The 21007-nt window shown below is 70.8% G+C and carries 17 protein-coding genes; 4 read left to right on the top strand and 13 right to left on the bottom strand.

What is annotated here, in order from left to right; genetic code table 11:
- Positions 1 to 9 precede the first annotated feature (9 nt).
- Positions 10 to 1320, top strand: coding sequence for a glutamate-1-semialdehyde 2,1-aminomutase (locus IM660_RS12705; protein ID WP_193495983.1), 1311 nt, complete (start codon positions 10 to 12; stop codon positions 1318 to 1320).
- Between the two features lie 10 nt (positions 1321 to 1330).
- Here the strand turns inward: IM660_RS12705 and IM660_RS12700 are convergent, their stop codons facing one another.
- Positions 1331 to 2317 (bottom strand): helix-turn-helix transcriptional regulator, encoded by a 987-nt coding sequence (locus tag IM660_RS12700; protein ID WP_193495982.1) that lies wholly within the window; start codon positions 2315 to 2317, stop codon positions 1331 to 1333.
- 114 nt (positions 2318 to 2431) lie between these two features.
- Between IM660_RS12700 and IM660_RS12695 the strand changes: the two genes are divergently transcribed.
- The gene (locus IM660_RS12695) at positions 2432 to 4561 is read left to right on the top strand and encodes a hypothetical protein (RefSeq protein WP_193495980.1); all 2130 of its coding nucleotides are present in this window, start codon (positions 2432 to 2434) and stop codon (positions 4559 to 4561) included.
- A gap of 56 nt (positions 4562 to 4617) precedes the next feature.
- On the top strand, positions 4618 to 5040 hold the full coding sequence (locus IM660_RS12690) for a hypothetical protein (protein WP_193495978.1): 423 nt from the start codon (positions 4618 to 4620) through the stop codon (positions 5038 to 5040).
- Here IM660_RS12690 and IM660_RS12685 read toward each other — a convergent pair.
- The 9 genes from IM660_RS12685 to IM660_RS12645 all read right to left on the bottom strand — a co-directional run bounded on the left by IM660_RS12685 (position 5037) and on the right by IM660_RS12645 (position 15889).
- Positions 5037 to 5378 carry an ArsR/SmtB family transcription factor gene (locus IM660_RS12685; protein WP_246464939.1) on the bottom strand — a complete coding sequence of 114 codons (342 nt, stop codon included), beginning with the start codon at positions 5376 to 5378 and terminating at the stop codon, positions 5037 to 5039. The genes IM660_RS12690 and IM660_RS12685 overlap by 4 nt on opposite strands.
- A complete protein-coding gene (locus IM660_RS12680) occupies positions 5375 to 5881 on the bottom strand; it encodes an SRPBCC domain-containing protein (protein WP_193495976.1) in 507 nt (168 codons plus the stop codon). Before IM660_RS12680 ends, IM660_RS12685 begins: the two co-directional genes overlap by 4 nt.
- Positions 5882 to 5987: 106 nt before the next feature.
- Entirely contained in the window at positions 5988 to 6413 is a 426-nt protein-coding gene (locus IM660_RS12675) for an NUDIX hydrolase (RefSeq protein WP_193495975.1), read from the bottom strand.
- Between the two features lie 9 nt (positions 6414 to 6422).
- Positions 6423 to 7112: an ABC transporter ATP-binding protein gene (locus IM660_RS12670; RefSeq protein WP_193495973.1), complete on the bottom strand. Its 690-nt coding sequence runs from the start codon at positions 7110 to 7112 to the stop codon at positions 6423 to 6425.
- The gene (locus tag IM660_RS12665) at positions 7109 to 8020 is read right to left on the bottom strand and encodes an ABC transporter ATP-binding protein (protein WP_193495971.1); all 912 of its coding nucleotides are present in this window, start codon (positions 8018 to 8020) and stop codon (positions 7109 to 7111) included. The genes IM660_RS12670 and IM660_RS12665 overlap by 4 nt, the downstream gene beginning before the upstream one ends.
- Positions 8017 to 10704, bottom strand: a complete 2688-nt coding sequence (locus IM660_RS12660; RefSeq protein ID WP_193495969.1) for an ABC transporter permease — start codon at positions 10702 to 10704, stop codon at positions 8017 to 8019. Before IM660_RS12660 ends, IM660_RS12665 begins: the two co-directional genes overlap by 4 nt.
- The gene (locus IM660_RS12655) at positions 10701 to 13727 is read right to left on the bottom strand and encodes a hypothetical protein (RefSeq protein WP_193495967.1); all 3027 of its coding nucleotides are present in this window, start codon (positions 13725 to 13727) and stop codon (positions 10701 to 10703) included. The genes IM660_RS12660 and IM660_RS12655 overlap by 4 nt, the downstream gene beginning before the upstream one ends.
- A gap of 117 nt (positions 13728 to 13844) precedes the next feature.
- The gene (locus tag IM660_RS12650) at positions 13845 to 14720 is read right to left on the bottom strand and encodes a 3-methyladenine DNA glycosylase (RefSeq protein WP_193495965.1); all 876 of its coding nucleotides are present in this window, start codon (positions 14718 to 14720) and stop codon (positions 13845 to 13847) included.
- The gene (locus tag IM660_RS12645; RefSeq protein ID WP_193495964.1) at positions 14717 to 15889 is read right to left on the bottom strand and encodes a heparan-alpha-glucosaminide N-acetyltransferase domain-containing protein; all 1173 of its coding nucleotides are present in this window, start codon (positions 15887 to 15889) and stop codon (positions 14717 to 14719) included. The genes IM660_RS12650 and IM660_RS12645 overlap by 4 nt, the downstream gene beginning before the upstream one ends.
- A gap of 107 nt (positions 15890 to 15996) precedes the next feature.
- Here IM660_RS12645 and IM660_RS12640 point away from each other — a divergent pair, with 107 nt between their 5' ends.
- A complete protein-coding gene (locus tag IM660_RS12640; RefSeq protein ID WP_193495963.1) occupies positions 15997 to 16803 on the top strand; it encodes a methyltransferase domain-containing protein in 807 nt (268 codons plus the stop codon).
- An 80-nt stretch (positions 16804 to 16883) separates the two neighbouring features.
- Here the strand turns inward: IM660_RS12640 and arfA are convergent, their stop codons facing one another.
- The 3 genes from arfA to IM660_RS12625 all read right to left on the bottom strand — a co-directional run bounded on the left by arfA (position 16884) and on the right by IM660_RS12625 (position 20956).
- Entirely contained in the window at positions 16884 to 18395 is a 1512-nt protein-coding gene (gene arfA / locus IM660_RS12635; RefSeq protein ID WP_193495962.1) for an arabinosylfuranosidase ArfA, read from the bottom strand.
- Between the two features lie 39 nt (positions 18396 to 18434).
- Complete coding sequence (locus IM660_RS12630) at positions 18435 to 19757, bottom strand: glycoside hydrolase family 27 protein (protein ID WP_246464937.1); 1323 nt, start codon at positions 19755 to 19757, stop codon at positions 18435 to 18437.
- A 143-nt stretch (positions 19758 to 19900) separates the two neighbouring features.
- Positions 19901 to 20956 carry a LacI family DNA-binding transcriptional regulator gene (locus IM660_RS12625; protein ID WP_193499394.1) on the bottom strand — a complete coding sequence of 352 codons (1056 nt, stop codon included), beginning with the start codon at positions 20954 to 20956 and terminating at the stop codon, positions 19901 to 19903.
- Positions 20957 to 21007 lie beyond the last annotated feature (51 nt).

Genomic DNA, 21007 nt, shown 5'->3' with positions numbered 1-21007 from the left:
GGACCTGTGATGACGTCCGTGTTTGACCGTGCCGCCGGTGTGATCCCCGGTGGCGTGAACTCACCGGTGCGGGCGTTCGCGAGCGTCGGCGGTGACCCGGTCTTCCTCGACCGCGCCGCCGGGCCTTACGTCTACTCCGGCGAGAGCGAGTACGTCGACCTGGTGGGCTCCTGGGGGCCGGCGATCCTCGGGCACGCCCACCCGCAGGTGGTGGCCGCCGTGCAGGAGGCTGCCGCACGCGGGTTGTCGTTCGGGGCACCGACCCTCGCCGAGGTCGAGCTGGCCGAGACCATCCGGGACCGGGTGCCGGTCGCGGAACTGGTCCGGCTGGTCTCCACAGGTACCGAGGCGACCATGACGGCGCTGCGCCTGGCTCGTGGGGTGACCGGCCGGGACCTGGTCATCAAGTTCGCCGGGCACTACCACGGGCACTCCGACGGCCTGCTCGCCGACGCAGGCTCCGGCGTCGCGACCCTCTCCCTACCAGGCTCGGCCGGCGTGCCGGCCGCGTTCGCCGCGCAGACCATCGTGCTGCCCTACAACGACCTCGACGCTGTGCGTGCCGCATTCGCTGCCCACCCGGGGCAGATCGCGGCCGTGATCACCGAGGCCGCCGCCGCGAACATGGGAGTGGTGGCACCCGAGCCGGGGTTCAACGCCGCGGTGGCGGAGTATGCACGCGCGAACGGTGCGCTGTTCATCGCCGATGAGGTGCTCACCGGGTTCCGGGCCGGATCTGCCGGCTGGTGGGGCGTCGAGGGCGACTGGACGCCGGACCTGCTCGCCTTCGGCAAGGTCATCGGCGGCGGGATGCCGGTCGCTGCCCTGGCCGGACGGGCCGAGGTGATGCGGGCGCTGGCCCCCACCGGGCCCGTGTATCAGGCGGGGACTCTCTCCGGCAACCCGGTGGCCGTGGCCGCCGGGCTCGCCACACTGCGGCTCGCCGATGAGGCCGTCTACGCCCGGGTGCAGCACGTGGCCGATGTGGTGTCGGCAGCGGTGGAGCAGGCGCTCGCGGCCGTAGGTGTGCCCGTGGCCGTGCAACGAGCCGGGACGCTGTTCTCGTTCGCCTTCGGATCTGCCGCCGACTGCGGGTGGGCGGGCGCGGGCCCCAGGAACTACGCCGAGGTGCAGGCGTCCCAGTCCTGGCGCTATCCGCCGTTCTTCCGCGCGATGCTCGAGGCCGGGGTGAGCCTTCCGCCCTCGGCCTTCGAGGCGTGGTTCGTCTCGGCAGCGCACGACGACGTGGCGGTGCAGCGCATTCTCGACGCGCTCCCGGCCGCGGCCACAGCAGCGGCGGAGGCACAGCCGCCGGCCTGAGAATCGCGCGCTACTCCCGGTCGTCCTCCGCCCGCGCCCGACCCCAGGCGGCGCCGAGGGCGAAGTGGCTGGAGACGCCGAAGTACGCCATGGCATCGGCCACGCGGCGGCGAGCGGTCCGCTGCGCCATCCCCAACCGCGCGGCCGCTGCCTCCATCGTCATTCCCTGGTTCATCAGTGCGAGCATCGGATCCCAGGATCGTTGCTCTCGTGAGAGGGGAGTGGCGGCGTGCCAGGTTGTCGCGAACAGCGCCGCCACACTCTCGGCGACAGGAGCCGAGCGCACCGTCACCACCCGTGACGGCCAGGGCTCACCCCACGTCGCCGGCAAGCCCGCCACGGCGTGGTCGGACACCCAGAACATGCTGGGCGGATCCGGGTGGGAGCGGACCTCGGCGCCCTGTTCGAGCATCCGCTCGAGCGCGGGGCGTATCCGCTTGTCGTTGGTGTCTGCCCGGCTCACCACCAGCCGGATGCGCAGGTCGGCCATGGCGATGCTGGTCCAGTCCGCCACGGGACGCTCGGTGGGGCGCTGTGCCAGGACACGGGCGACGTCCGGCAGACACAGATCACACCAGGTGGGCGTGTCTCGTGTGAAGTGGAGGAGCCACGCCTCTGCCGCCGCATCCGGGCCGCGGGCGACGTCAGCGGCGATCGTGCGCTCATCGGCACCGCCGACCTCCCACGCCTGCATGAGCTGCGGGAGCGTGCCGAGGGTCGTATTCAGTCCCGCAGTGGTCTGCTGGAGCGTTCTGATCATCGACTGCAGATCCTGGCCGACCTCCTGGCTGACCGGCACTTCGGGCCGACGATAGGTGACCGACCCGTCGGCGAGATCGAGGAAACCCCGCCGGCGGAGGGCATCCAGACACGCCGAGACGTCCTCCAGCTTCTGCCCGGTCACCTCAGCCAGGTGCGCGGCGTCAGGGGCTCGGATCGATAACGCCGCTGCCAACAGGCGGGTCAGTTCTTCAGAGAGCGCCATGTGGCCCCCCATCGTTGAACGCTGGTCGCCGGCCCATGTGTGGCCACTGTAGGCCATCGGCCGATTGCGTCCATGAGGTGGCCGGTACCGTCGTGTGGACTGGTCCGGACCTCGGGGGAGGCGCTGATGGAACGATGGGCGCAGGTGTGCCGTGTGGCACTGCTCGCCATCGCCTGCCTGGTGCTGGGAACCACGGTGGCTGTCTCGTCGACCGTCCCCGCGCAGGCCCAGACACCGGACGAGCCGTCGCTGACAGCGGATGTCCCTGACTATGCGGTCCAAGGGCCGTGGGGCGACTACTTCGTGCTGCCCTCGGACCCGGGCTCACGCCCCACGTACTCATTCACCGGTGATGCCAGCGCGGTGCAGGAGTTCTTCGTCCGCGTCTCGGGCATCGCGCTCGACGGGAGCACGGTGACGATCTGCGAGTCCTGGACGTACGAGCCGGACCAGGACCGATGGACGTGCCGGTACGACGCCCGGGATCAGGGACCGATGCCGACGTTGTACGGGTTGATGGCCGAGATGGTCGTCCCGGGCGCGAGTGACACTGAGGCGATGGCGTCGCTCGGCATCCTGCGCACGCTGGGCTCACCCGAGGTCGACTCCCGCAACGTCGACTCCGACGGTGAGCGGGTCGCGCTCGGCGGCACACGATTCGAGGGGATGGGGGTCGAGGTCTACGACGACCAGTTGGTGTCCGCAACGGTTCCGGACGGTGCCGAGCCGGTCTGCACCGACCTCGCCTGGTCGCAGCCACAGTGGTCGTGCGACGTCGACACCAGCAGTCTCGATGCCGGCGCACACGTCTACAGCGTCCGGCACGTCCCGATCGACGGAGACCCGGCAGGGACCGAGTACCCGATCGCCTCGGGATTCAGGTGGATCTTCGTCGAACAGTCGGAACCGGAGCCCGAGCCTGAGCCCACTCCTGATCCAGAGCCGACGGCGGACCCTTCGCCCGATCCCAGTCCCTCACCTGATCCCAGTCCCGGCCCACAGCCCTCGCCCTCCCCACAGCCCAGTACCTCACCGGCGCCCTCGCCTCCACCATCGCCTGCGGGCCCCGTGGCACCGCCTGTGGCCGTGCCGGAGTCACCGCCCGCGCCCACCCCCACGCCGACTCCCGACGCCGTCCCGGACCCACAGCCGTCGCAGGATCCCGGTGACGATGAGTCAGCTCCGCCGCCGCCCGATAGTGGCGGTGCGGCGGGGATGGCTGCGGGGCAGACGACCGCTACCGGACCTCCTGGTGCCGGCCCGCCTCCGCCGTCCACCTACGGTCACGCGTTGACCACCGCGTCGGAGGTTGTGACTGAGCCAGTCGTCCTCGGTGGGGCGGCCCTGACCGCCGCCGGGTTCCTCCTGCTGGGGGCCCTGCCCTCGGAGCTCCTGCACGCGACGCTCCGCAGCAACTACACCCAGGCGTTCGCCTTCCTCGCCGGGTGGCGCCGGAGAGGAGCTCGGTGGCTCGACAGGGTCACCCTCCCGGGGTGGGCGGTTGCGGGCGCGGTACTCGCTGCGGGCGCACTGGTGGCCGTACTCGCGAAGGGAGACTCCGGTGGTGCGGGGGTCATGGCCCGGCTCTGGCTGGCCATGTTCCTCGCCTTTGCCACGACGAACGGCCTCGGCGTCGCGCTCGGCTGGTGGCTCGGCACGCGGTACGAGGCGCACCCGCGGCTCACTCTGATGCCCGGCTTCATTCTGCTGACTGCCGCAAGCGCACTGGTCTCACGACTGTTCGGCCTCCAGCCGGCGATCATCTTCGGCGTGCTGATCATGACGACATTCGCCGGTTCGCTGACCAGGCAGCAGCGCGGCAAGCTGTCCGCTGCCGTCTGTGGCACCTTCATCGCCGTCGGCGCACTGGCCTGGCTCGGGTACGGCATGATCGCCTCAGCATCCACAGGGTTCGGGACGGAGTTGCTGCGTGAGTACCTGACCACCCTGCTCACCGGGGTGATCGGCTATTGCGTGGTGGCGCTCCTACCGATGACCTTCCTCGACGGGCAACGGATCGTGCGATGGTCCCGCCGGGTATGGGTGGGCCTGTACGCAGCGGTCATCGTCGTGTTCCTCCTCGCGGTGGCACCGCTACCGGGCTCGTGGCAGGAGGCGACCGGTGCAGCGCTGGTGTGGTGCGCGGCGTTCGGTGCCTTCGGGTTGGCCTCGGTGGCGGTCTGGGCGTGGTTCCGGTATCGAGGTCAGAGCTCGTCCGCCAGGTCGAAGTCGACACCATCAGTGCGTGCGAGGTAGAGGCACTGGTTGGCTGCGCACTCGCGCGCGGCCGGTGTCAGGGTGATGATGGGACCATGGGCGCCGTAGCGCACGATCCACAGTTTCCGGCCGGCCATGCGAGGCGTTCGGGCCAGGTGCGATGGCTGCACGCCTTCCGGGCGGTGCCCGTGCTGCTGGCCCTGATCTCCTCCGTCGCACTGCTCGTCCGCCCGGTTCACGGCGGTCTGGTCACGGGCACTGATGGCACCAGGCAGACGGTGGCGACGCTGCTGGAAGTCAACGGGCCGGTCACCCTGGTCCACCTGACGGTTCCGGTGCTGCTCACCGGAGTGATCGCCGTCGTTCGGGGGCCACACGCCGGGGCGGTGTCGATCGGCTGCGCCGCTGTGCTGGCGGGGCTTGTGATGATCTCGCTCTTCTCGATCGGGATGTTCTACGTCCCGGCTGCCGCGATCGCTGCCGTGGTCGCCGTGATGCGATTCCGGGCGACCTCTTAGGACTCCGCGATCTGTTTGATCGTCGCCAGACGACGGTCCCACCCTCGGCCGATCGTCTCGAGTTGGGCGGCCAGGCGGGCGAGCGGGGCGCCCACGGCGTGATAGCGCACGGATCCCGACGTCGATTCGGGGACCGGGCTGGTTCTCTCGACGAGGCCGACCGACTCCAGCACCTGCAGGTGCTTGGCGATCGCCTGCCGGCTCACCGGCAGCGCGCGGGCGAGATCACTGGCCGAGAGGTCCTCCGACCCCAATGCGGTGAGGATCTCCCAGCGAGTCCCCTCGGCGAGTGCGGCGCACAACGTCGTGATTTCCGTGGGGACGTTGTTCACCGTCACGGCTGACCCTCGTGCTGGGGTGCCTGCCCCGTGGTGACGAACTCTGCCAGCCAGTCCAGCACGGCGTTCCAGCCGCTCGTGTTCTCCTCCATCGCGGCTCGGCGGGCTGCGGCGGGCTTGTTGAGGAAACCGGACTCGAGCACGGTCAGGCGCGTTCCGCCGTCGTGGGCCTCCAACGTGAAGTGCACGGTCGTGGATGTCTCATCGAGCTCACCGTTCAGGTCTCCCCAGGTGAGGACCAACTCGGCCGGCGGGTCGAGGACGTCCAGGCGTACGGGGTAGGGCGTGCCCTGCCAGGAGAACGAGCCGACGGACCCGGCGCGCCACCCGTCCGGGAACGTCGAGGGGTGTCCCCACCAGGTCTCGATGTGCTCGGGCGTGGCCAGAGCCTCCCAGACGCGATCGCGTGGGGCGGCGATGGTGATGGTCCGGGTGATGGTGCCGGCGTCGAGGTCGGCGACAGCGGCATCGGCCGGTTCGGTCGTCCGTGACTGGTCGGGCATGAGAGCTCCTGTGAACTATGATTGCAACTATAGGGTTGCACCCACCGTAGCGGTGTGACGTCCGGCATGCAACCCACAAGTTGCAGCAGGTGTTCCGCGCGAGCGCTCAGCCCCGGATGAGAGCGGGAAGGACGTGCCGCGCCAGCAGCGGCGCCAGATCGGCGGGCGGATCAGCCAGCGACGTCCACCGCAGCTCGGCGATCTCCGCAGCCGCCGCCGGCTCCCCGGGCAGTGCCGCGGTGTACACCGAGGCTGCCACCCGGGTGTCGGCCTCGTTCGCTGCGGCCTCGTCGTAGGTGCCGAGCAACGTCAGCGCCGACTCGGGCAGCGTCAGGCCCAGCTCCTCGGCCACCTCCCGGACGGCCGCCTGGGCAGCAGTCTCGCCAGGGTCGACCTTGCCACCCGGGAGCATGAACCGGCGGGTTCCCTGCTTGCGGACGGTCAGCAGCTCGCGGCCGTCTGCATCGGGGTGGGGGCGGACGAAGCACACAGCGGCGATCGTCAGGACGGTGGTGTCGGGGCGTACAGTCACGCCCCGACGTTACCCTCGCACCGTTGACGCGGCGGTGAGGTGACCGTCGTGCAGCTGCACCACCCGGTCTGCACGGTCTATCAGCAGCGGGTCGTGCGTGGAGACGATGGCGGCGATCCCGCGCTGGCCGGTCAGCTCGGCCAGCAGGTCCATGATCGTCCCGGCCGTCGCGGAGTCGAGCTGCCCGGTCGGCTCATCGGCGATGAGCACCTGAGGGTCGGTGACCAGGGCGCGGGCGATCCCCACTCGCTGCTGTTGCCCTCCGGAGAGTTCGTGCGGGCGCTGGTTGGCGTGCGGCGTCAGCCCGACCGCCTCGAGTGCGGCGGCCACTCGCTCGTCGCGCTCGGCGGCTGCGATGCGCTGCACCCGCAACGGAACCTCCACATTCTCAGCCGCCGAGAGCACCGGGACCAGCCCGAAGGACTGGAACACGAACGCCAGGGTTTCCTGCCGCAGTCGCAGGGCCTCCTTCTCCGCGAGAGCGCTGAGCTCGGTCTCGTCCAGGAACACCGCGCCCGACGTCGGCCGGTCCAGTCCGCCGAGCAGGTTCAGCAGGGTGGTCTTGCCCGACCCGGAAGGTCCGGTCACCACCAGAAGCTCTCCGTCGTGCACCGCGAGATCGGCATCGACGAGGGCATGAACATCGCCCGACGCCGAGCTGTAGGTGCGGGTCAGTGCGCGCGCGGCCAGAGTCGTCATCGCTCCTCCGTCTCCTCGTGTGGAATGGGTCGCACTCCGTCGCGCCAGACACCGACGTGATCGGTCTCCAGGGCGAGCCGCACCCGGTCCTTGAGGTCCAGCGCGGCCACGAAGTCCTGCGGCAGCTGCATCCGGCCGACCCGGTCGAGCACAGCGAACTCTTCCGCCACATGCCGTTCGGTGCCGGTGTGGTCCGTCTCCCGGCGGCGCAGCACCTCGGTCGAGGTCCGGCCATCACGGATCTGCACCGTGCGCCGCACGTGCTCGGAGACCGTCGGATCGTGGGTGACGATCAGCACCGTCACCCCGAGCTCGGCGTTGACGTGGCGGAAGGCCTCGAGCACCTCGGCGCTGGTGTGCTCGTCCAGCTCCCCGGTCGGCTCGTCCGCGAGCAGCACGGCCGGGGAGTTCGCCGATGCAACCGCGATCGCGACCCGTTGCTGTTCGCCACCGGACATCTGCTCAGGCCGCTTCCCAGCGCAGTGGGCGACCCCCAGCAGCTCCAGCAGCCGGCCGGCATGGGCCTCGTCCACGGCGCCGGCCAGCGCCATCGGCATACACACATTCTCGAGCCCGTTCAGATAGGGCAGCAGGTTGCGGGAGGTCTGCTGCCAGACGAAGCCCACGGTGTGCCGTTGGTAGCGGACCCGCTCGGCCCGGCCCATCGTCAGCAGGTCGGTCCCACCGACCCGGGCGCGTCCCGCCGTCGGGGTGTCCAGGCCAGACAGGATCGTCAGCAGCGTGGACTTGCCCGATCCGGAGGCGCCCACGAGCGCGACCAGGTCGCCGGCGGCGACGTGCAGCGTCAGACCCTGCAGGGCCTGCACCTCGACACCCTCGGCGGAATAGATCCGCACGAGATCCTCGCATTCGATGGTGGCGCCGTCAGCGCGTGGGGCAGTCATCATTCTCCGATCCGTAGCACGGATACCGACAACCGGCGCGCCATCGCGCCGGCTAGAAGCACACAGAGGGTCAACACGATCGTCAGGATGGCGAGGACACCGAGCACCATCAGCACGTCGGTGCGCAACACCGGCTGGGTCGCTGACCCGGTGAACGGGCGCAGGTCCACGGCGGCGGCCACCAGGTGCGGGAGCACCAGCCCGAGGCCGGCTCCGGCCAGCACCGCGGCGCCGACCAGTGGCACGCTCTCCCATGCCACCAGGCGGCCCTCCGTGCGACGGCTGACTCCGAGGGTGCGCAGCACGCCGAGCAAGTGGCGGCGCTCCGGCGCTGCGAGCAGAAGGCCCAGCACGATGGCCAGGCACGCCAGCACCAGGCTGACCAGCAGCGCGATGAGAAAGCCGGCCTGCAAGGACCGCGCGCTGGGTGAGGCGAGGAACTCCGCAGTCGCCTCAGTGGGTGAGGCGATCGTGCCGCGGCCGTCCAGCCATTGCTCCACCGCGTCGGTCGCGCCCGGTCCCGCGCCCGGTGCCAGCTGGATCAGCACGTCCCGTGGCACGAGGTTCTCGCCCGTGGCCTCCCGCAGCAGGTGCAGGTCGACCATCACCCACGGGTGCGCGTTCGCGATCCCGGATGCCGCGGCCGGTTCACCGCGCACGTCCAGCACCACCGAGGAGCTCATCGCCAGCCGCACCTCGCCGCCGGTGTCCACGTCGTGACCGGACCACACGAGCGCCGGCACCCCCGCGGCGGTGGCCCGGTCGAAGCCCTCCGGGAGCTCGACGGCGCCGGGCACCTGGTCCTGGACCTGTGCCAGCGTGGCAGAGTCGACCGCGTAGACCGTGACCCGCCGGCTGGAGTCATCCTCGACCAGGGGAACGCTGGAGATCGTCGTCACGGCGCTCAGGGCCTCAACCCCTGCCAGGTCCGCGACCGCGGCGAGATCGGCATCGGTGAACGGCGGGCCGGTCAGGCGCAGATCGGCACCCGCGGCTGCGCGGGCACCGTCGTCCACGCCGCCGCGTAGGGTGGTGAGCATGGTGGTCGCCAGCACTGCGATGGCCACCCCGATCGCCAGCGCGACCAGCGGCACCAGGCCGGCCCCTCCCGAGCGCACCAGGCGTGCCGACCCCAGGAACGCCGTCAGGCCACGCCCTCGCCGGGCGGTGCGGTGCACGGCCCTGGCCGCCAGCGGGAAGATCCGCAGGGTCACCATGCTGACGGTGACCGCCAGCAGCAGCGGTGCCGTCACGGCCAACGGGTCGGTCCCGCTGCCACTGTCCGTGCTCGCGGTGCCGCGGTCCAGGACCAGCCACAGCGCCGCGGCGGTCAGGGCCACCACCACCGCCTCGACCACCCACCGCCACCGTCGTCCACGGCGCTGATCGGCCCGGTGCGGACGCAGCCGGGGCAGCGGCAGGAGCGCCAGCAGCACCGGTGGGGCCAGTGCGACGGCGGCCGGCAACAGCAGGTCGCTCGCCAGCTCCACCGTCGTCAGCGGTGGTGCGGGTACGGCGGCGATGGCTGCACCCGCCCCGATCGCCGCTGCCGGCACACTGAACGCGAACCCCTCGGCAGCCATCACGGCCCGCAGCTGGTGCGGGGCGCCACCGCGGGCGGCAGCCAGAGCGAGAGCGGTCGAGCGGCGGGCGACCAGGAGCCGTACGCCCAGCGCCAGGACCGCGAACGCCACGCCCACCGGCCCCGCCGCGACCATCGCCAGCACCGTCGACGTGCTCTGCCACCGCCCGGTCGCACTTTCGAGCACCTCGTCGAGCTCGGTGGTGAACCGGACCCGCGGCTGGTCATAGGGTCCGCGTACCTCGAGCGGCCGGTCGATGGCGGTGAACGCGCGCAGATCGGACAGGAGCCCCGCCGCGCGCTCGGCCACCGGATGGATGGGCACCCACAGCTCCGCGTCCGCGAACATCGGGATGTGCCCCGTGAAGTCCGGATTCAGGTACACGATGGCTGTCGCGGCCTCGCCCTGGTTGGGGTCGGCGTCGATGCGCGGGCTGAGCGTGCTCAGCTGGTGCTGCCACTGCTCCGCATCAGGGTCGACAGCGTCGAAGAGACCCGTGATCACGAACTCGGTCCGCGCCTCGGGGGAGGTGACGTACCCGTCTGAGCCCACCGGAACGGTGAAGGTGTCGCCGACGGCGAGCTCCATCCGCTCCGCCGTCCCGACGGCGACCATCACCTCCACCGGCGCCTCCGGTGTGCCCATACTCGCCCAGGCCGACGGTGCCGGTGAGGTTCCCTCCACCAGGGTGATGAAAGGGTCGATGCCGTGGTCGACGCGCAGTCGCACCGACATCGCGTAGAAGGCGTCCGTGCCGCCACCAGGGATCGTCATCGGCACCGGGCCGGTGGTGAGGGAGACGCGGGGACCACCGGCGGCCGAACGCAGTTCGGGTCCGGCTTCGGTCAGCGTGCGTTCCACGGCCGGTTGCAGCTCGGCCAGGCCGGCCTGCGCCGTCAACGGGTAGTTCGGAACCTGTGCGGTCAGCGCCCGTACCGTCGGCGGGGTCTGGGTGATGGAGTGGTTCACCTCCGCGGTGAAGGTCTGCCGTTCCAGGCGTGGCCAGGCAGTCAGCAATGCAGTCACCAGGCTGACGAGCAGCGCCAGCGCCAGAGTCGCGCCCAGTGAACTGCGGATCGTCCGTGTAAGGAGACGGGACCTCATCGCACCTCCTCCCGCCACGTGGTGTCGAGCACCTGAGCGCGCACCCGGTGTCCGTACCAGAACGAGACGGCGACCACCACCGACGTGATGACGGCCAGCAGGATCGCCCCACCGGCCATGTCCAGCCGTACCGGCAACGGAAGGGCCGCGGTGACTTGCGGGGTGGTCGCGCGCACCAAGTCAGGCATCATCAGCGCTGCCGTCCCCAGCCCGGCCACCGCACCGGCGGCGATAGCGCTCAGCTGAGCCGCCAGCAGCTCCCTGCGGCGGGAGGCGGCCTGCTGTGCCGAACCCACCCCGACGGCGCGCAGCACCACAACCTCCCCGCGGCGGGCGGTGGCCTGCGCTGTGGCGACCGCTGCCACCGCGGGAACCATCAGCAGCAAGGCCCCCGCAGCGGCCAGCCAGAACACGATGCGTGCGGGGGCCGCGACAGGGTCCGTCCCCCGTGCCGTATCCGCCGTCGTCACCTCGGCGCGGGGGCCGGCCAGTGCAGCCGCCGGAGCCTTGACCTCCGCCGGGGCGCCCGCTGCCAGCCAGACCTCGCTCACCGGTTGCGCCGACCCGCCACCGCGCAGCAGTGCCTCCTGCAAACCGGCCAGATCCGCAAGGACGCCGCGTGGATGGCTGACGGAGCCCGGGAGCACGGCGATCTCGCCGGCAGCGCGCAACCGCAGCTGCGTGCCCGCGATCGTCACGTCCGCGCCGGAGGGGAGGATGGCCTGCGACCAGCCGGGGGTCACCAGCACAGGCAGGCCGTCACCGGTGCCCGATGGCGGTGGCGGCATCGCGCGGACGGTCACCGTGCCGGGGCGGACGAAATCGCCGCTGTAGAGGAGCCCGACCTCGGCGGTGAGCGTCAACGGCCGCGCGTCCGCGGCGAGCATCGATCCCTCGCCGGCCAGTGGGAGCGTCGCCGGGTCCCACGAGGAGAGCGCCGCGCCGAGATCGACATCACCGGAGCGCAGCTCGGCCACCTCGACTTCGTACCGCGTCTGCGCGAACTGCGCCGCCAACTGGACGTCAAGCGCCACCACCTGCCACGCGCCGTCGGGCACCTCGATACCGACCGAACCCGTGGACGTGGCACCGTCATCAGGGGTGTCACTGACACGTTCGGAACGCACCGTCACCGCCTCCGTACCGTTCCAGAGGACGAGCTCGAGCCAGACCTGACGGGCCGACGGGTAGGCGAACATCGACATGTCCGGTCCGGTCGTGGTCGTCGAGACGGTCAGGTTGCCCTCGACGATGCCTGCGACCTCCGGCCCGGCGAGAGTATCCGGATGGGGTGCGAGGGACTCAGCGATCTCCACCGGGTTCACGAGCGCTTCAGGTGCCGCGATGACACTGCTCTGCGCGACCGGTAGGGCTGTGAGCGTGCCCGGCGAATCCTCCTGCCGCACTGCGGTGGTGAGAACCCCGCTGGCCTGGGTGACCCCGTCGAGGTCGGCGTACCGGCTCACCCCGACGGTCTCGTCTCCGGAACTGTCGGCGAGGCGGACCCGGACGTCCGCACCACTGGCGACCCCGGCCGAGACTGTGCGCAACGTCTCGGAGGTGCCCGAGTACGCCGCCGCCATCGTGGCGACCGCGCTCGCCAGGATCACCAGCACCACCGGCGCGGCGAGCACCGGGAGGTGACGGGCCACCTGGCGCGCTTCACTGACCGGGGAGTATCCCGGGCGCCGGCTCGCCCAGCGCGCCCACCCCCGGGTGAGCGGGGCGGCCAGCGCGAGTGCCAGCAAGGCGGCCGCCAGCAACATCAAGGCAGGGGCGCTCACGGCCAGGGGATCGACCCGGGACGTCCCCGGAACCAGCGCCGACCCGTTCCGCGCGAACCGCCACATGCTGAACGTCGCGGCTCCAATGAGCAAAATGACAGCGCTGCCGGCCAGCACCGGGCGGCGCCGTCCACTCACGACAGCCGCATCGTCATGGATGGTCAGGGCGCTCAGCTGCACAGTGACGAGCACCGCGGTCACCACGAGGCAGACCCCCGCTGCCACCAGCAGCACCACTGCGGTTGCGTCATCGCCACGATCTCCTGCGAGCGCGAGCGTCACCCCGGTGCCGATGGCCGCGCCGAGACCGGTGACCCCGGCGGACTCGATGAGAGCGGCGGTCCGCAACTGGCGCCGGGAGGCGCCCCGGGTCAGCAGCAGCCGACTTTCCGGCGCACGCAGCAGTCCCAGCAGCCCGGCGAGCTGCCAGAGCGCCACCAGGGAGACCGCCCCCACGATCACCAACGGGACGGCGGCGGCCGTGCGCACCGCGATCAGACCGTTCGCGGTGTCGGTCACAGTCTGGGCCAGCGAGCCCTCGACGATGAGCCCGCGGACGGGCACCTCGGTCTCGTCGACGACCTCGCGCAGCTCGGCGAGACCGGACTGCCACCCGTCGAGATCGGCCGGCTCGAGGTCGGGCGCCGGCGTGATCACCCAGCGCACCAGGGGAGTGACGTCGACGAGATCCAGACTTGGCAGGAACACCGGCCCGACGGTGTGCGGGCGAACCGGGTCGAGACCCTCGGCCGTGAGTACGTCACCTGCCCAGCGTGCCGCGGCTGGATCGTCCGGTTGCCACAGCCCCGTGATGCGAATCGGGAGCGCCTGCGCACCGACGGCGAACGTATCGCCGACCTCCAACCCGGCGGCTCGCGCAGCATCGGCGTGAAGTACCCCCTCGCCGGGTGTGGCGGGCCACGCGCCGGCCGTCAGCTCACCACCTTCACGGGCGTGCTGATCCGTAGCCAGCACTACGGCCGTCCCCGAGCCGGCATCCTGAACGTCCAGCTCCGGCGTCGACACCGAGCGGTACACCACGGCCGCCGGCAGCAGACCGGTCACCGTCTCGTGCAGCAGCTCGTCCTGTCCCGTGGCGTCGTCGGCGAGGCGGGTTTGCAGCGTCACACCGGCGGCCTCGGGTGATGCCTGCTCCATCACCTGCCTGACCGCGGCGGTGGAGGCGATCGTCAGGTAGGTCAGCGTCCCCGCCACGGTGAGGGTGACGAGCATGGACATCGCGGCCAGGAGCGCGATCAATGGCAGCTGGGCGCGCGTACGAGGCCACCGCCACGATCCGCTCCGCACCGCCCCGGTTCCCCTTCCCCTCGGGCCCCTCACTGGGGTGCCGTCACTCTACCCAGGAGTCGTCGCCGCTGTGCGCAGGAGCGACGACGTGACCTCCAGCACTCTGTCCCGCAGGCGGTTCGCCCGCTCCGCGAACTCCCGCTGGGCCGCGACGTAGGTCGCCTTCCCGTCCGCCGTCTCGATCGGGACCGGTTCATAGCCCCAGTCCCGCAGATCATAGGGCGAGGCGCGCATATCCAGAGCGCGGATGTCCCGGGCCAGCGCGAAGGCGTCCAGCAGCAGCTCACCTGGAACGGCGGGCCCGAGCTTCATCGCCCACTTGTAGACGTCCATGTTCGCGTGCAGGCATCCCGGCTGCTCCAGCGCCGCCTGGTCGGTGCGGGTGAGTCTACGTTCGTTGCGTGGGATCGCCGGGACGGTGAAGAACCGGAAGGCGTCGAAATGGGTGCACCGCAGCGAGTGCGATCGCACCACCTCATCGGTGCCCGCAGCGCCCAGCCGCAGCGGCACCTGCGCATGCCGCACCTCCTCGGTGCGGTACACCATCGCCCACTCGTGCAGGCCGAAACAGCTCAGCCGGGCCGGCCGGGCGCGGGTGCGGCTGACCAGGTCGTGCACGAACCGGACAGCGTCACCTCGCTCGGCGAGGAACGCTCGCTCGTTCAGGGTCACCGCACCGTCACGGGAGGAGTACCAGCGCCGTCGAGCGTGCTCGGGAGCCTCGGCCAGGGCGCGGCCGGCGCCCGGGTGCCAGATCCGCAGTTGGGCCGGTTTGGTGGGGTAGTAGGTGAACAGGAAGTCCTCGACCGGATGGCGTTGCTGGGCCTGGCGGCGCTCGCGGTAGTCGCGGGTGAGGGCATCGGCCCGTTCGGCGTGCGCCTCGGCGAGCGGGTGCCACTGGGTGGGGGTGAGGACGGTCGTCATGGGTGGGGTGGCGGAGGCGGGCGGTACTGGGGTGGCGTGGGCGGGAGGTACTGGGGCGCAGTGTGGTGCTGGACTGGCGGGTGCTGCTGGACTGGTGGGTACGGGTGAGGCGGGGGAGGCTGCCTCGGCGCACGCTCGGTGCGGATCAAGGCGCTCATCGCCCGCTCGAACGGCCCCTTACCGAGGGTGAGCTGCCATGCGGTCGCGAACACGAACGTCCCGACGATCAGCCAGATCAGCGGCCAGTTCGACTCCGGGTACCAGACGGCGTCGTTGCCGAGGATGCGGATGTAGATGATGTGGAGGCTGTATACGGTCAGCGACATCGCTCCGGTGGCGCTGACCGGGGTGAGCAAGATGCGCAGCGCCCCCGGGCGTGTGATCAGCAGCATCAGACCCGTCACCGCGACGGCGACCCCGACGTTGCCGAGCATCTCCACCCCGGAGTCGGCGTGCGGGTCGATGCTCACCAGCATCGCGGCTAGCGAGTCCGGATCGTTGGTGAGGGAGGTGAGGAAGGCGCCGGCACCGTAGCCGGCGAGGGCGGCGGCCGTGCCGAGCAGCACGAGGCTGATCTGCACCGTGACCGAGCGCAGGTTGGCTCGCCCGACGGCGATCCCGATGAGCAAGTACGCGAGCCACACGATCGCCGGGTAGTAGCCGGTGAGCAGCTCCCCGGCGATCGGCACCGCCCGCAAGCCGGACCCTTCGCCGATCGCCTGCCGCACGGCCAGCACCGGCAGCGGCGCGATCGTCAGCACCGCAGCCGCCCAGCCGAGGAGGGCTGGCGTGCGCAGGCGCAGGAACGGCAGCGCGAGCACGAACATCACCGCATAGGACGGCAGGATCACCGCCACCGGAGTGAGCAGGAACGTCAGCACCCACCCGAAGGCGTAGAGGATGCCGGATCGTTTGAGGATACGGGTGCGTTGCCGACTCCACTCCACTGGGTCGCCGGAGGCGGCGGCGCGGCGGGTCATGAATGCCAGCCCGACCCCGGCGAGCATCGCGAACAGGGCTGAGGGGCGCCCGTCGGCCACGAAGAACCAGCCGGTCGGGGTGATCAGCCCGACCTCCCGCTCCAGACCGAGGTGGGCGACGAACATGCCGAGCACGGCCAGGCCCCGGGCGGTGTCGACCCCGACGATGCGGGTGCGTTGATCGCTCACCGGCCCAGGCTACCGAGTGCTGCTGACGGTTCGGCCCGGGCCGGGAGGGGAGTTCTCACCGTCCTCCTCGCCAGGTGAGCGCGAACGTACCGGTCTACACTCTCGACATGGGCAGCGTCGACACTTACACGCACGGGCATCACGAAAGTGTGCTCGCCTCCCACGGCTGGCGGACAGCCGAGAACTCGGCTGCCTATCTGCTGCCCCTGCTCGAGCGCGGGCAGGACGTGCTCGACGTCGGGTGCGGTCCCGGCACGATCACCGTCGGGCTTGCCGAGCGGGTCAACCCGGGTCGGGTGCTCGGGCTCGACCGGTCGCAGGATGTGTTGCTCAAGGCCTCCGAACTCGCCGAGGTGCGCGGGGTGGAGAACATCGAGTTCGAGCAGGGTGACGTGTACGAACTGCCCCACAGCAAGGGCACCTTCGACGTGGTCCATGCGCATCAAGTGCTGCAGCACCTCTCGGACCCGGTGGCGGCGCTGAAGGAGATGGCGCGCGTCACCCGGCACGGGGGCGTCATCGCCGTGCGGGACGCCGACTATGCCGCCATGTGCTGGTACCCGGAGTTCCCGGGCCTGGACCGCTGGCGGGAGGTCTATCACAAGGTCACCCGGGCGCACGGCGCCGAGGCGGATGCCGGACGACGTCTACTTGCCTGGGCGCACCAGGCAGGCTTCGAGGACGTCAGTCCGAGCGCCGGGATCTGGTGCTATGCGGGCGAGGACGACCGGCTCTGGTGGTCCCACTCGTGGGCCGAGCGCATCACGCGCTCCGCCTTCGCCACCCACGCCCTCGAGGAAGGCTTCGCGACCGCCGACGAGCTGGATGAGATGGCCGAGGCGTGGCGGGCCTGGGGTGAGCACGAGGACGGCTGGTTCTCCGTCACGCACGGTGAGTTGCTCATCCGGGTGTAGCCAGTATCGAGTCGACGTCCCTGACCGCCTCCGTGCCATATGTGGCACGGAGGCGGTGTGGACCGTCACTTGTGTACGGGTCAGGCCTTCGCGAGGCGCAGCATCGACCAGGAGACCGGCGCCAGGGCGGCGGTGAGCTGACCGCCGGTGACCGCGGCGGACTCGTTCGGCCGCGGCGCCACGGAGGAGTCGTCGTCGGCGGAGGCCTGCCACGTGTGGTCCGGGTTGGACAACGTGACGGCCTCGACCACGCGCAGGTCACCGAAGGCGGAGGTGTCCACGGCAAGCGTGAGCTCGTCGGTGGTGGAGCGGTTCACGGCGAACACGACGACCTCGCCGGTCTCGGCGTCGTGGGTGGCGACCGCGTCCAGCGCCGCGACCTCACCGAACTTCGCGGTCTCGTGCCCCGGGGAGTCGATCGCCAGCTGAAGCACCTGGCCGGCGGCGTGCTGGGAGGTCAGGGCGAAGGGGTGGAAGATGGTCTGCTTCCACGCCCGGCCGCCCGGCTCGGTCATCATCGGGGCGATCACGTTGACCAGCTGCGCCTGCGAGGCCGCGTGCACCCGGTCGGTGTGGCGCAGCAGCGAGATGAGCAGGTTCCCCACCACCACGGCGTCGGCGACGTTGTAATGGTCCTCCAGCAGGACGGGGGCCACCGGCCAGTCGTCCCCGGTCGGCGGGCGGGACTCGGCACGCTTCTGGTACCAGACGTTCCACTCGTCGAAGGAGATGTGGATCGTCTTCGTGAGCTTGCGTGCGGCGCGTACCGCGTCCGCGGTGGCAGCCACCGAGTCGATGAAGTGGTCCATATCGACGGCGGATGCGAGGAAGGAGGCGAGGTCGCCGTCCTCCTCGTAGTAGTAGGCGTGCGCCGAGATGTAGTCGACGTCCTCGTACGCCTCGGTGAGCACGATCCGTTCCCACTCACCGAAGGTCGGCATCCCGGAGCCGGAGGACCCGCAGGCCACCAGCTCGATGGCCGGGTCGATCATCCGCATCGCACGGGCGGTCTCGGTGGCCAGGCGCGCGTACTCTTCGGCGGTCTTGTGCCCGATCTGCCACGGTCCGTCCATCTCGTTGCCCAGGCACCACATCTTGATGCGGTACGGCTCCTCGGCGCCGTTCTTGCGCCGTAGGTCCGAGTAGTGGGTGCCACCGGGGACGTTGCAGTACTCGAGGATGTCGAGTGCCTCCTGCACGCCGCGGGTACCGAGGTTGACGGCCATCATCGGCTCGGTGCCCGAGGCCTTCGACCACTTCAGGAACTCGTCCACGCCCACGTGGTTGGGGTCGGAGGAGTGCCACGCAAGGTCGAGGCGGGTGGGGCGCTGGTCCACGGGGCCGATGCCGTCCTCCCAGCGGTAGCCAGAGACGAAGTTGCCGCCCGGGTAGCGGACGGTGGAGACGCCGAGCTCGCGGGTGAGGTCGATGACGTCCTGCCGGAAGCCGTTCTCGTCCGCGGTCGGGTGGTCCGGTTCGTGGATACCGGTGTAGACGGCGCGGCCGAGGTGCTCCACGAAGGAGCCGAAGGTGCGTCGGCGCACCGGCCCGACGGCGAAGGCCGGGTCGAGAGTGATGCGTGCGTTGGTCATGACTTCTTTCTCCAGGGTGCAGGGGTGGGGTCGGTCAGGTCAGGTCGCGCACAGCAAGGCGACGCCATGGGCGTCCAGCTGCAGGTCGAGCACGGCATAGGGATCGGCCTGGTCGATCTCGATGCGGCGGCCGGTCCACAGTTCGGTGACAGTGGTCGGGGTCGGAAGTTTCGGTGAGGTGAGCCCCGTGGAGGTGAGCGGCACGCGGACGGTGCGTGCGCCGTCGGCGGTGTTGAACACGCCCGCCCAGCGGGTGCCACCCTGCGGGCCCGTGCCACGCGCGCCCCATACGATCAGGTCGCGTTCGCGGAGAAGTTCGCCGTTGTCGGCCGAGTGCCTGCCGATCGCGAGCACGTCGGCGTGGGTCAGGTCGGCGAGGGTGGCCGCGTCGGTGGTGGGCAGGTCGCCGCCCATGAACAGGGGTGAACGGCCGAGGTTCCACAGCGAGAGCATGGTGCGGCGCTCGGCGGTGCTGAGCCGGCTATCGCGCGGCTCGCCCCGTTCGGCACGGAGGCCGATTCGTCCCAGCGGGAGCATGTCGGCGTCGGCCCAGCCGTGGGCACGCTGGTGCGGTGCCCAGCGCGCCAAGCGGGTGAACTGGTCGGCGACGTCCTCCCACCGGTCCCACAGATCGTCGGAGATGCGCCACATGTCGGCGTTCTCGCGCAGGTGGGTCACGTGAGCGACGGAGAGGTCGGTGCCGGGGGAGAGGGAGAGGGTGACGTCGCGGCTGTGGCGCTCCTCGGCACGGGAGACGGCCGTGCACAGGGCCTCGATCGCGTCGTGGTGGTAGGGGAAGAGCATGTCGTCGACTTTGAGGAAGTCGACGCCCCAGCCGACGACCCGGTCGATCTGGGTGTCCAACCAGGTCTGGGCCGCCGGGTGGGAGAAGTCGAGCCCGAGGTTGTCCCCGTTCCAGGGGCAGCGGGCGGCTGGGTGGTCGGCGGGTAGGGCGATGTCCGCCGTCGTGGCGTCGGTTCCGGGGACGGGCCGTGGGTCGGTGACCGCGCGGCGGGGGACACCGCGCATCAGGTGAACACCGAACCGCAGACCCAGTTCGTGGACCTGTGCTGCCAGGGGGCCGAATCCTCGGCCCCCCGAAGACGAGGGGAACCGGGCCTCGACGGGCATCTGCACGCCGTCGGAGTCGAGCAGTAGCGGGGCGTCGTCGTTGTATCCGCCGGCGCGGGCGGTGGGTTCGTACCACTGGATGTCGACGACCAGGGTGTCCCAGCCGGAGGGGAGCATGCGCTCGGCCATCACGGCGGCGTTGGTGAGGACCTCGTCTTCGGTGACAGTGGTGCCGTAGCAGTCCCAGGAGTTCCACCCCATCGGCGGGGTGAGGGAGGCGGTGCGGTGCACGCAGGACCTTTCGCGAGTGCTTTACATCGATGTAGAAAACAGTGTGCACGGTGAGCGGGCGGGGGTCAAGCACTGGTGCGATGAGACCACGGCCGCCGAGGTCCGCGTGTATCCCGGCCCCCGCGCTCGACCGGCGATGGCGCTCAGACCGGCGCGTCAGCCGGTACCTGTGAGCCCGGCTGTACCGAGATCACCTGCTCGACGGCCGACCCGGTGGACTGGCGAGCCACCACCCGGGCCTCGCTGATCACACGGACGTACGGGCCGCCGTCGCCGGCCAGACGTGAGCGCAGCAGGGCGACGGCCGTGCGGGCGATCTCATCCCGGCCGGGTGCTACGGAACTGAGGGTGGGGGTCGCGTACCGGACGTCGTCGACGTCGTCGAAACCGACCAGGGCCACATCGGCCGGCACATCCACACCGCGTGCGTGCAGTGCATAGAGCGCACCGAGGGCGAGGGCGTCGTTCATCGCGAACACGGCGTCCACCGGCGTGCCGCCGTCCAGGAAGGCGCCGAGGGAGTCCGAGCCCGCCGAGCGGTGCCACGGCGTGGCGGGCACCACGAGTGCCGGATCGAACGGGACGCCGGCTGAATCGAGCGCCTCGCGGTAGCCGTCGAGCCGCAGGCCAGCCGAGCCGGTGGCGGCATCGGCAGGATCCGGTCCTAGCACCGCGATGCGGCGACGCCCCAGCTCCAGGAGGTAGGAGGTGGCGGCGCGGGCGGCGGCGACGTTGTTCATGGTGACGTGATCCGCAGCCGCTCCGAAGACCCGCTCGCCCAGCAGGACCAGCGGGAAGTCGACCTCGAACGCTGCACGGTCGGCCTGGCCGAGGCCGAGCGGGGAGAGGATCACCCCGTCGGTGAGCTGGCGCCTGGACCCGGACAGCACGGCCAGTTCGCGGTCGCGACGGCCGCCGGTCTGCTCGATCAGGACGGTCAGGCCATGGGTGTCAGCCTCCCGGATGACGGCGTCAGCCAGCTCGGCGAAGTACGGCAACGACAGTTCGGGAACAGCCAGGGTGATCAGGCCCGTGCGGCGGATGCGCAAGTGACGCGCGGAGACGTTCATCCGGTAGCCCAGCTCGGTGAGGGCGGTCTCGACCTTCTCCTTCGTTGCCGGGCGGATGTGGGGGTAGCCGTTGACGACGTTCGAGACGGTCTTCACCGAGACACCGGCCCGGCGGGCCACATCGGCCATCGTCGCCGGACGCTCGTTGTTCGTGGCCACCCGCACCTCCTTCAGTCTCCG

Origin of the sequence: Ruania alkalisoli (assembly GCF_014960965.1) — a bacterium.
Lineage (GTDB): Bacteria > Actinomycetota > Actinomycetes > Actinomycetales > Beutenbergiaceae > Ruania > Ruania alkalisoli.
Note: the sequence above shows the minus strand (reverse complement) of the source record. Positions and strands in the feature narration are given on the sequence as shown.